This is a genomic window from Pseudomonas sp. NPDC089918, assembly GCF_050280605.1.
In the GTDB taxonomy this organism is placed as follows: domain Bacteria; phylum Pseudomonadota; class Gammaproteobacteria; order Pseudomonadales; family Pseudomonadaceae; genus Aquipseudomonas.
Window position 1 is genome coordinate 208,630 of sequence record NZ_JBNNVP010000006.1, and the last position, 9,713, is coordinate 218,342.

The following is a 9,713-nucleotide window of genomic DNA, read 5'->3' on the forward strand; positions in this document are numbered from 1 at the left end:
TGTTTGGAACCGTCAGCCGCGATTAAGCGACTGGAACACGCCAGTCATCGGAACCCGAAGTACCGGATACTTCGTGGGTCCAGGTGATTTTGCGGTAGGTGAATTGCACTTCTTCCAGGTGCGTGAAGTGCGAGTTCGACGGATCCTGGCAGTTGTGCATTTTGTTGTTGATGGCGACGATGATCGCGTCTTCCAGTTTGGTGGTGTAGTAGTGCTCTTGGGTACCTTGAGCCGAGGTGCGGTACCACTGGATAACGATTTCGCTCATGCGCTCGCCGGAGGTCAACGCCGCTTGCAGCAGTGGCGAGGACTTGTCGTATACCTTGGTGATCACGACTGGCTTGTGTACACGCTGACCGGTCGGTTGGCCCGACTGCGGGTCACGCGGGATGATCACGTCGTGGCTGAAAGCCTGAACCATGACCTGGTCTTCGTGACCTTCCTGGTAGGTGTTGCCAACGGAGTCGGCGGTGAACGCGCCGGCAGTGATCAGGCCTTGTTTCTCGCCGGTAACGGACATGTACGCTGGTGTAGCCATGGATGTGCTCCTTGCTAAAAGTTAGGGTGCCCGGGAGGCGGTATCGCCCGGTGGGTGCCTGACTGTTATCAAGGAGCGTGCCAGAAATGATTAATACTATATAAATCAGTTGGTTGAGATGGTTTTTTCAACACCGGAGAGGTTTTTGGCAAGGATCCGCTGAAAAAGTGCGCAAGAAGTTGCGCACCACTGCGCAACTTCTTGCGCACTTGGCTGGAGGGCTTGATAAACCTGATGTCCAGCCTCGCTAGAGGACTTTTCACCGACACAGTTGCGCAACTTCTTGCGCATCAAGGCCATGGGCCGTCCCCCCCGACTATGGGCGCAACGAACAGCGCTGCCCGCAGGTCAAATCCAGCGCCAAGATCACTGAATAACCCTGACATCGACTGGAGAACGACATGAAAATCCTGATGGTTTTAACGTCCCACGATCAATTGGGTAACACCGGTAAGAAAACCGGCTTCTGGCTCGAAGAATTCGCCGCACCGTATTACACCTTCAAGGATGCTGGCGCGCAGCTGACCCTGGTCTCACCCAAGGGCGGCCAGCCACCGCTGGACCCCAAAAGTGATGAGCCAGACGCGCAGACAGCGGCCACCGATCGCTTCAGCAAGGATTCCGCTGCCCAGTCCGCATTAGCGTCTACCGGGGTGCTAAGCACCGTGAGGGCCGAAGACTACGACGCTGTTTTCTATCCAGGCGGGCATGGCCCGTTATGGGATCTGGCTGAAGACACCTTTTCAATTGCGCTGATCGAGGCGTTCTACAACGCGGGCAAACCAGTGGCGGCGGTCTGTCATGCGCCGGGGGTGTTGCGCCACGTCAAGGATGAGGATGGTCAGCCTTTGGTTAAAGGCAAGCGGGTGACAGGCTTCACCAACTCCGAAGAGGCCGCTGTGCAGCTGACGGATGTCGTGCCGTTTTTGGTGGAGGACATGCTCAAGGCCAACGGTGGCCTTTACTCCAAGGCCGATGACTGGGCGAGTTACGTGATCGCGGATGGTCTGTTGCTGACCGGTCAGAACCCGGCGTCTTCGGAAGCGACCGCCAAGGCGTTGTTGGCGAAGCTGGGTTAAGCGATGAAGCCTGCGGGTCGACACTTTTTATGTGGCGAGCGAGCTTGCTCGCGCTGGGCTGCGCAGCGGCCCCAAAACTCTGCGTACAAGCGGAGATTTTGTGAGTGCTACGCACTCAAGCGGGAGCAAGCTCCCTCGCCACAAAGTGTGTTTGACTGGTCAAGTCAGATTCGGCAATCCCAATGTCTTGCAGCACTCATCAACCGACCGCCGCTGCGTCTCGGCATACAGCCCCAGCTCGTCAATCGTCGACCTTCCCAGAGCCTTTTCGAACGCTTGCTGGTTTGAATGCACGCCATAGTGGGTTTGCGCCGCATCCCCCAGGTTCGACTGAAAAATCCCCGCCGCGCTGACCGGCAAAAAGTCTTCGTACACCAGCGGTTCAACCCGTACATAGCCGTCGCGAAGCAAATCCTCCAGCGACAAACCATTCAGCCCCTTCGCCGCCAAGCCTTTTTCCGTCACGAAGTAGCGAAAATACGCCAGTTCCTGTCGGCGCATATCCTCGACGGTGTCAGGGAATTCGCCGAAGTGCTGCGTCATTAGTGCGTTGTAGCGTGCAGCATTGGCTTCGTTGGGGAAATCCTTGAGTTCATCCCGGGCAGCGTTGAGCAAGCGGTCGTAAAGCGCCCGGCCTTTGGGGGTGAGCGCCGCACCGCGTTGCTCGATTTCACCGAAACGGGCGCTATGGCTGCCGCGGGTCTGGGCTTGATCGGTGAAGGTGATGGGCTCGTCCAGCGCCTTGAAGCTGGTTTGGCGCAGCAGGATCGGGCATTGGCGGCGGGGCGGGCCTTCGATCACTGCTTTGGGGGTGATGCCATGGGCGGGCATTTGCGCCTGCACAATGTCGATGTCCAGGGTGCGTGGCGTCAGATGGTTAATGTGTGGGCCTTTGAACGCCACCACGTCGGCGATCAGTCGATGCTGGGCGCTGAGTTGTTGATATTGTTCGGCCGTGACGGTGGCGCTGTGGTGCCAGCGGAAGGTTTCCAGGGCTTGTGCGACGAAGTCCTGCGCCTCGTATTCAGTCAGGCCGCCCCGGGTTTCAGCGCGTTCAATGAGGGCCAATGCCGCCGGGGTGAAGATCGAGCGCGTGTCCAGCACCGACTGGGCAAAGGCCCGCAGTTCGGTGTCTTCGATCAGTTCCAGGCGCAGCAGCGAGGTGAACACCCGGAACGGGCTGACCTGCAACGCCGCCTCATGCACGGCACGGAACGCAGTGGAATGCACCGGCACGCCGGCCGGGGTCAGGTCGTAATAGCCCACCGGTTGCATGCCCATCACCGCAAACAGACGGGCGAGGGTCGACAGTTCAGCGGCAGTGCCGACCCGGATCGCGCCGTGGCGTTCCAGGTCCAGGCGCTGGATTTCGCCGGTGCTGTGCAGCTGTCGGGCGATTTGCGGGTCGCTGTCCAGCACGTGGCGGTTGGTCTGTTCCACCAGTTCCATCAGCGCGCCGTACAGCGGCACTTCTTCGCGGTACATGTCGGACATCGCTTTGGAGAAGCGTTGGCGGATCAGGTCAGGGCTGACGAAGTTCGGATGGCTCATGAAAAGTTTCCTGGCGCAGTGACGTAACGGATGCCGGAAAAGATCGCAGCCTTCGGCGGCGCCGACAAACGAAGTTTCTGACGAACTTCATTCTGCCAAGGACTGTTCTTGCAACGCAGGAGTGTTCGGTTATCGCAGCACTTGGTCCACCAATTCGATCCAGTGCCTGACCGGCGTTCGTCCGGCGCTGTTGAGGTGGCTCTGACAGCCGATGTTAGCGGTGGCGATGACCTCGGGGTGGCCGCTTTCCAGAGCGTTGAGTTTGTTGTCTCTCAGTTGTCGGGCCAGTTCCGGTTGGGTGATCGAGTAGGTGCCGGCCGAGCCACAACATAAATGACTGTCGGGCACCGCCGTGAGATTGAAGCCCAATCGGGTCAGCACGGCTTCTACCGCACCGCCGAGTTTTTGGGCGTGCTGCAAGGTACAAGGGCAGTGGAAGGCGATCCGCTGGTCAGTGGCAGCACAGACCCGTTCCAACGGTTCATTGGTTAACACTTGCACCAGGTCCAGGGCCAGTTCGCTGACCCGCTGGGCTTTGGCCGCATAGACCGGGTCGCGCTCCAGCAGATGCCCGTAATCCTTGATGAAGGCGCCGCAGCCGCTGGCGGTTTGCACGATGGCTTCGGCGCCGTTTTCCAGGTGCGGCCACCAAGCGTCGATGTTGCGTCGGGCGCGGTCCAGGCCCATGGCTTGGGCGTCGAGGTGATAGTCCAGCGCGCCGCAACAGCCGGCGTCTGGCGCCGGGATCACGCTGATCCCCAGCCGATCCAGCACCCGCGCCGTCGCGGCATTGGTGTTCGGTGACAGACCGGGCTGCACGCAGCCTTCGAGCATCAGTACCCGACGCGCATGCCGAGGGACAGGGCGCTCGCCTGCGGCGGGGAGGTCGTGGGGCAATTTTGCCTCTATGCCCCGTGGCAGCAATGGCCTGAATGTGGCGCCGATTTGCAGCAAAGTCTTGAACAGATTCGGGTTCGGCGCCAGCGCCCGCAACCCCTGACGCAACAACCGCTGACTGGCCGGGCGCGGCACCGCTTGATCGATCACGGCGCGGCCGATGTCCAGCAGGTTGTGATAATCCACCCCGGACGGGCAGGTGGTTTCGCAGTTGCGGCAGGTCAGGCAGCGATCCAGGTGCAACTGGGCTTTGGCCGTGGCGGGGGCGCCTTCGAGGACTTGCTTGATCAGGTAGATGCGCCCGCGCGGCCCGTCCAGTTCGTCGCCCAGCAGTTGATACGTCGGGCACGTGGCGTTGCAGAACCCGCAATGCACGCAAGTGCGCAGAATCTTGTCCGCTTCTTCGGCGCGGGGCAGTAGTTTGGACTGTTCGCTGAGGTTGGTTTGCATGCTAAAGGTCCGCGTACATCCGCCCAGGGTTGAACAGCCCTTGCGGGTCCAGTTGCGCCTTGAGTTGCCGGTGATAGCGCAGCAGCGCCGGGGCCAGCGGCTGGAATGGCGTCTCGCTGACGCCATGACTGAAACAGGTGGCGTGACCGCCGAGTTCACGGGCTCGCGACTGAATGTTGTCGGCGCCGGACTTCAACCAGCGTTGCGCGCCGCCCCAGTCGATCAGTTGCTCACCGGGCAAGTCCAGAGGCCCGAGGTTGTTGGGCAATGACAAGCGCCACAGCGGCAGGCCCTCATTGAAAAAGTCTAGTCGTTGTTCGTTCAGGTCAGCCCAATAGCCGGAGTCCAACGGTTCGCCGCCGAGCCGTTGATGGGCGGCCATCACCGAACCTTCGCCGCCTTCCAGCCGCAGATACAGACGCTGACCGTCGTGGCAGGCGGCGCTGATGGGCAGTGGCTGCTGGCCCCATTGCGCCAGATTTTCCAAGGCGCGGACGCAGTCGATGTCCAGGCTGATGCTCAAGCATTGTCGGGGTTTGGGCAGCACTTTGAGCGAGACTTCGGTCAGCACGCCGAGGCAGCCGTAACTGCCGACCATCAGGCGCGAGAGGTCGTAGCCGGCGACGTTTTTCATCACTTCGCCGCCGAAGCGCAGGTGGGTGCCGAGGCCACTGATCACCCGCGTACCGAGGACAAAATCGCGCACCGAACCGGACCATGGGCGCCGCGGCCCGGACAGACCCGCGGCGATCATCCCGCCGACAGTGGCGCCTTCGCCGAACGATGGTGGCTCGCAGGGCAGCATTTGCCCCTTTGCATCCAGTGCGGCAAACAGTTCGCTCAGCGGCGTGCCGGCGCGAACGCTGATCACCAGCTCCGTCGGGTCGTAGCTGACGATGCCGCAATGGGCGCGGGTGTCGAGTATTTCTCCGGCCACTTCACGGCCGAGAAACGCCTTGGTGTTACCGCCCTGAATGCGCAGCGGCGTGGCGTTCTCCCGCGCCTGTTTGACCTGCTCCAGCAGGGCTTCACTGGCATCGAAGTCCGGCATCAGAAACGCTCCAGCTCAGGGAACGGCAGTTGCCCGGCGTGGATGTGCATCGCGCCGAATTCCGCGCAGCGGTGCAGGGTCGGGATGTTCTTGCCGGGATTGAGCAGGCCCTTTGGGTCGAACGCGGCTTTCACGGCGTGAAACAGGGTCAATTCATCACTGTTGAACTGCGCGCACATCTGATTGATTTTCTCCCGGCCGACGCCATGCTCGCCGGTGATGCTGCCGCCGACTTTCACGCAGAGTTCGAGGATCTTGCCGCCGAGGGCTTCGGCCCGTTCCAGTTCACCGGGCTGGTTGGCGTCGAACAGGATCAGCGGGTGCATATTGCCGTCACCGGCATGGAAAACGTTGGCCACGCGCAAACCGTACTCTTGCGCCAGGCTGGCGATGCCCTTGAGCACACCGGGCAGTTCGCGGCGGGGGATGGTGCCGTCCATGCAGTAGTAATCCGGCGAGAGACGGCCGATCGCCGGGAAGGCGTTTTTGCGTCCGGCCCAGAACCGCACACGTTCGGCTTCGTCCCGAGCCTGGCGCACGTCGCTGGCACCGGCCTGTTGCAGCACCTCGCGGACCCGCTCGCAATCGTCATGGACATCCGCTTCGACGCCGTCCAGTTCGCAGAGCAGGATCGCTTCGGCGTCCACCGGGTAGCCGGCATGGATGAAATCCTCGGCGGCACGGATCGCCAGGTTGTCCATCATCTCCAGGCCTCCCGGGATGATCCCGGCCGCGATGATCTCGGCCACCGCGCGGCCGGCCTTTTCCACGGAATCGAAACTGGCCAGCAGGACTTTGGCGACCTGGGGTTTGGGCAGCAGTTTGACCGTGACTTCGGTGATGATCCCCAGCAAGCCTTCGGAGCCGGTGAACAGGGCCAGCAAGTCGAAGCCCGGCGCGTCCAGCGAATCGGCGCCGAGGGTCAGGTGTTCGCCTTCAAGGGTCAGCACCTCGAGTTTCAGCAGGTTGTGCACGGTCAGGCCGTATTTGAGGCAATGCACGCCGCCGGCGTTTTCTGCGACGTTGCCGCCGATGGAGCAGGCGATTTGCGAGGACGGGTCCGGCGCGTAATACAAACCGAAGGGCGCCGCTGCCTGGGATATCGCCAGGTTACGCACTCCCGGCTGGACTCGTGCGGTGCGGGCGGCAGGGTCGATGTGCAGAATGTTGTTGAACCGTACCATCACCAGCAGCACGCCTTTGTCCAACGGCAGTGCACCGCCGGACAACCCGGTGCCGGCTCCGCGCGCCACCACCGGCACGTTGCGGGCATGACAGAGCCGGAGCAGCGCTTGCACCTGTTCCAGCTGCCGGGGCAGGGCGACCAGCATCGGCGTGGTGCGATAGGCCGAGAGGCCGTCGCATTCGTAGGGTTTGAGTTCTTCTTCGCGCCAGAGAATGTCCAGGTCCGGCACCTCCTGCTGCAAGGCCTTGAGTAACGCAGCCTTGTCGACATTGGGCAGAACACCGTCGATGCGTTCGTCGTAAAGAATGTTCATCGTTCACCACCTAGAGCAAAGGGGCTTGCCCCCTTTGTCACAAGGGATCTCATCAGGTTTTCCTTCCCAAAAACTCCCGATACAGCCGCGCTGTCTTGGCGGGTTGCTCAACCATCGGCATATGGCCGACACCGTCCCAGATTTCCACTTGCAGATCGGCGATGCCCTTGCTCCAGACCGGTACGCTGCTGACGTCGATCAAGCGGTCCTTGCGCCCCCACAGAAGCAGCGCCGGACATTTGATGTCGGGCAGTTTTGGCTCCATCGGCGGGCTGGCGTGGAAGTCCCTGAAGATTTCTTCCAGCTCGTCGCGCTGCTGTTCATAACGCTGGGCGACAGCGTCCAGCACGATCCCCGGCACCCATGGCGGTGAGACCATGGTCATGGCATAAAAATGCTGGAACTCTTCACGGGAATGAATCAAAAACGGATTATGCCCGCGGGCCAGGTGTCGCTCCATGTCGCTGGGCTCCGGGGCGGTGACGCCGGCCGGGTCGAGCAGCGCCAGCGAGATAATGCGCTCCGGATAGTTGGCCGCCAGCCATGCCGCGATGTAGCCGCCCATGGAGTTGCCGATCACGTGTACCTTTTCGACCCCACAGATATCGAGCAACTGGATCAACCGTTTGGCCTGGACCGGAATGTCATAGCCACCGCCGGCCTTGAAGCCGGTTTCGCCGTGCCCCGCGAGGTCAGGAATAATCACCCGGTAGTCGTCGACAAAATGCCGGGCGAAGCGCAGCCAGATGTTCTTGTCGGCGCTGTAGCCGTGCAGCATCAGCACACTGCTGGCGGCTTCGTAAGGCCCGCCTTGCCAGGTCGAAACGGTCATTTCGGGGATTGGCACGACGATCTTGTGTAACCGGTACAGTCGGGCCTCCAGCGCCATGTTCAAGTCATAGAGCCAGTAACCGATGGCCGGATAGCTCAACCAGCTCCAGGCCACGAAGACGGCGATAGTGACAACCAACAAAAGCATCAGGCTATTCCTTTGCAGTGATCAGGACAGCGTGTGGTCGGCGGGTTTGAGCGCTCGGGTCAATGGGTGATAACTGAAACTGAAATCCAGAAACCCCAATCAAGCCATTTCCGCTGCTACAAAGGCGTCCTCTTTATCGTTGTTATCGATCCCTCCCTTCATGTATAGACCAAACATTGGGTATTCAGCTCATGGGAGGTGATGCTATTCAGACCGCCAACCGGTGATGGCTATTTGCCGTTGCCCTGATAGACTTCAAACACACTTTCAATCCCGTGTGTTGTCAGGCTCCGTTCAGCGGTACAGAGGCCTCTATGGAAAAAAAGGGAGGAAAGGGACTTTCAGTGGCCAGGAGGCTTTACGGGTCGCGAATCCTGGGGCTGGCCCTTGGATTATTGTGCGTCGGCGCAGGGATGTACCCACTCGACCCGGCGCCATGGGTCTGGGGGGTAATGCTGTTCAACGGGCTGCTCTGGCCGCATTTGGCCTATCAATGGGCGCGCCGGGCGGAAATTCCTTTTCGTGCCGAACACCGCAATATCCTGGTGGACGCGTTTCTCGGCGGTTTCTGGGTGGCCGCCATGCAGTTCAATCCGCTGCCCAGCGCGGCGACCCTTTCGATGATGGCGATGCACAACGTGGCCATTGGCGGTTTGCGTTTTCTGTTGATGGGCGTCGTCGCGCAGGTGCTTGGGATAGGCCTCGGGCTGTTGGTGTTCATGCCGGCGTTTGTCCCGCAAACCAGCCCGTTTCAGCTGTACGCCTGCTTGCCTTTGCTGTCGATTTATCCGCTGTCCTTTGGCTGGATCTGCTTTCGTCAGGCCGACACCCTCGGCCGGCACAAGCGCGAACTGCTGGCCCTGAGCCGCACCGACAGCCTGACCGGCCTGCTGAATCACGGTGCCTGGAAAGATCAGCTGGAAATCGAGTTTCAGCGTTGCCAACGCCAGCAGCAGGGCGGGGCGATTGCGCTGATCGACATCGACCATTTCAAAACCATCAACGATACCTACGGCCATGTGGCAGGGGACATCGTCCTGCGTCAGCTGAGCAAAATGCTCAAGCAGAACCTGCGCGCAGCGGATGTCGCCGGGCGTTATGGCGGCGACGAATTCTGTGTGCTGCTGCCGGACCTGCCGCTGGACCGCGCTGCCGTGGCGATGGATGCGCTGCGTGATCGTTTCGCCACGTTGGGTTACGAGCAGAACCCGGCGTTGAAAGTCAGTTTGAGTATCGGCCTGGCAGCCTTCAACCCGGCCCACGACGACGCGACCCTATGGCTCAACGACGCCGACCAGGCGCTCTACGAAGCCAAGACCACCGGCCGCAACCGCGTCATTTGCCACAGTGACGGTAAACCGCATAAGGCATTGCTCGATTCGGTCTAGCAAACCACCGCACATCTCCTTCGAAGGCGGGCTTATGTGGCGAGGGGGCTTGCCCCCGTTGGGGCGCGAAGCACCCCTAAAACCAGTCACCGCGATCTTGAATTAGACAGCGGTGACTGGTTTTACGACTGCTTCGCAGTCGAACGGGGGCAAGCCCCCTCGCCACATAAGCCCGCTTGTATGGTAGGACTTGAAGGGAGGAGGAGGGACAAAGCCCGATTCTGACTGTTGACGCAGTACAGATCCGTGGGAGATTTCGCCCCTCCTCCTTTCACCCAAGC

9 protein-coding genes are annotated in these 9,713 nt (G+C 60.9%); 2 read left to right on the forward strand and 7 right to left on the reverse strand.

Annotated features, from left to right (window positions below; all coding sequences use genetic code 11):
* Nucleotides 1-22: 22 nt before the first annotated feature.
* Together ACQKPC_RS07060 and ACQKPC_RS07065 are read right to left on the reverse strand one after the other, a co-directional pair.
* The gene (locus ACQKPC_RS07060) at nt 23-538 is read right to left on the reverse strand and encodes an Hcp family type VI secretion system effector (protein WP_007900657.1); all 516 of its coding nucleotides are present in this window, start codon (nt 536-538) and stop codon (nt 23-25) included.
* A gap of 105 nt (nt 539-643) precedes the next feature.
* The gene (locus ACQKPC_RS07065) at nt 644-838 is read right to left on the reverse strand and encodes a hypothetical protein (protein ID WP_427623829.1); all 195 of its coding nucleotides are present in this window, start codon (nt 836-838) and stop codon (nt 644-646) included.
* Nucleotides 839-939: 101 nt separating this feature from the next.
* Here ACQKPC_RS07065 and ACQKPC_RS07070 point away from each other — a divergent pair, with 101 nt between their 5' ends.
* Entirely contained in the window at nt 940-1,617 is a 678-nt protein-coding gene (locus tag ACQKPC_RS07070) for a type 1 glutamine amidotransferase domain-containing protein (protein WP_427623830.1), read from the forward strand.
* 159 nt (nt 1,618-1,776) lie between these two features.
* Here the strand turns inward: ACQKPC_RS07070 and hglS are convergent, their stop codons facing one another.
* The 5 genes from hglS to ACQKPC_RS07095 all read right to left on the reverse strand — a co-directional run bounded on the left by hglS (nt 1,777) and on the right by ACQKPC_RS07095 (nt 8,044).
* Nucleotides 1,777-3,168, reverse strand: coding sequence for a 2-oxoadipate dioxygenase/decarboxylase HglS (gene hglS / locus ACQKPC_RS07075; protein ID WP_427623832.1), 1,392 nt, complete (start codon nt 3,166-3,168; stop codon nt 1,777-1,779).
* A gap of 129 nt (nt 3,169-3,297) precedes the next feature.
* Nucleotides 3,298-4,515, reverse strand: coding sequence for a glycolate oxidase subunit GlcF (glcF, locus tag ACQKPC_RS07080; RefSeq protein WP_427623833.1), 1,218 nt, complete (start codon nt 4,513-4,515; stop codon nt 3,298-3,300).
* A gap of 1 nt (nt 4,516) precedes the next feature.
* The gene (glcE, locus tag ACQKPC_RS07085; RefSeq protein ID WP_427623834.1) at nt 4,517-5,566 is read right to left on the reverse strand and encodes a glycolate oxidase subunit GlcE; all 1,050 of its coding nucleotides are present in this window, start codon (nt 5,564-5,566) and stop codon (nt 4,517-4,519) included.
* Nucleotides 5,566-7,065 (reverse strand): glycolate oxidase subunit GlcD, encoded by a 1,500-nt coding sequence (glcD, locus tag ACQKPC_RS07090; RefSeq protein WP_218396706.1) that lies wholly within the window; start codon nt 7,063-7,065, stop codon nt 5,566-5,568. Before glcD ends, glcE begins: the two co-directional genes overlap by 1 nt.
* A 52-nt stretch (nt 7,066-7,117) precedes the next feature.
* Nucleotides 7,118-8,044, reverse strand: coding sequence for an alpha/beta fold hydrolase (locus ACQKPC_RS07095; protein WP_123499695.1), 927 nt, complete (start codon nt 8,042-8,044; stop codon nt 7,118-7,120).
* A gap of 314 nt (nt 8,045-8,358) precedes the next feature.
* On the opposite strand from ACQKPC_RS07095, the gene ACQKPC_RS07100 reads away from it, so the two are divergent.
* Nucleotides 8,359-9,432, forward strand: coding sequence for a diguanylate cyclase (locus ACQKPC_RS07100; protein WP_427623836.1), 1,074 nt, complete (start codon nt 8,359-8,361; stop codon nt 9,430-9,432).
* The last annotated feature ends 281 nt before the right edge of the window (nt 9,433-9,713 follow it).

Coding starts and splice junctions, on each gene's coding strand:
- ACQKPC_RS07070 (WP_427623830.1), top strand. CDS start 940: ATGAAAATCCTGATGGTTTTAACGTCCCACGATCAATTGGGTAACACC.
- ACQKPC_RS07060 (WP_007900657.1), bottom strand. CDS start 538: ATGGCTACACCAGCGTACATGTCCGTTACCGGCGAGAAACAAGGCCTG.
- glcD (WP_218396706.1), bottom strand. CDS start 7,065: ATGAACATTCTTTACGACGAACGCATCGACGGTGTTCTGCCCAATGTC.
- glcE (WP_427623834.1), bottom strand. CDS start 5,566: ATGCCGGACTTCGATGCCAGTGAAGCCCTGCTGGAGCAGGTCAAACAG.
- ACQKPC_RS07095 (WP_123499695.1), bottom strand. CDS start 8,044: ATGCTTTTGTTGGTTGTCACTATCGCCGTCTTCGTGGCCTGGAGCTGG.
- hglS (WP_427623832.1), bottom strand. CDS start 3,168: ATGAGCCATCCGAACTTCGTCAGCCCTGACCTGATCCGCCAACGCTTC.
- ACQKPC_RS07065 (WP_427623829.1), bottom strand. CDS start 838: ATGGCCTTGATGCGCAAGAAGTTGCGCAACTGTGTCGGTGAAAAGTCC.
- ACQKPC_RS07100 (WP_427623836.1), top strand. CDS start 8,359: ATGGAAAAAAAGGGAGGAAAGGGACTTTCAGTGGCCAGGAGGCTTTAC.
- glcF (WP_427623833.1), bottom strand. CDS start 4,515: ATGCAAACCAACCTCAGCGAACAGTCCAAACTACTGCCCCGCGCCGAA.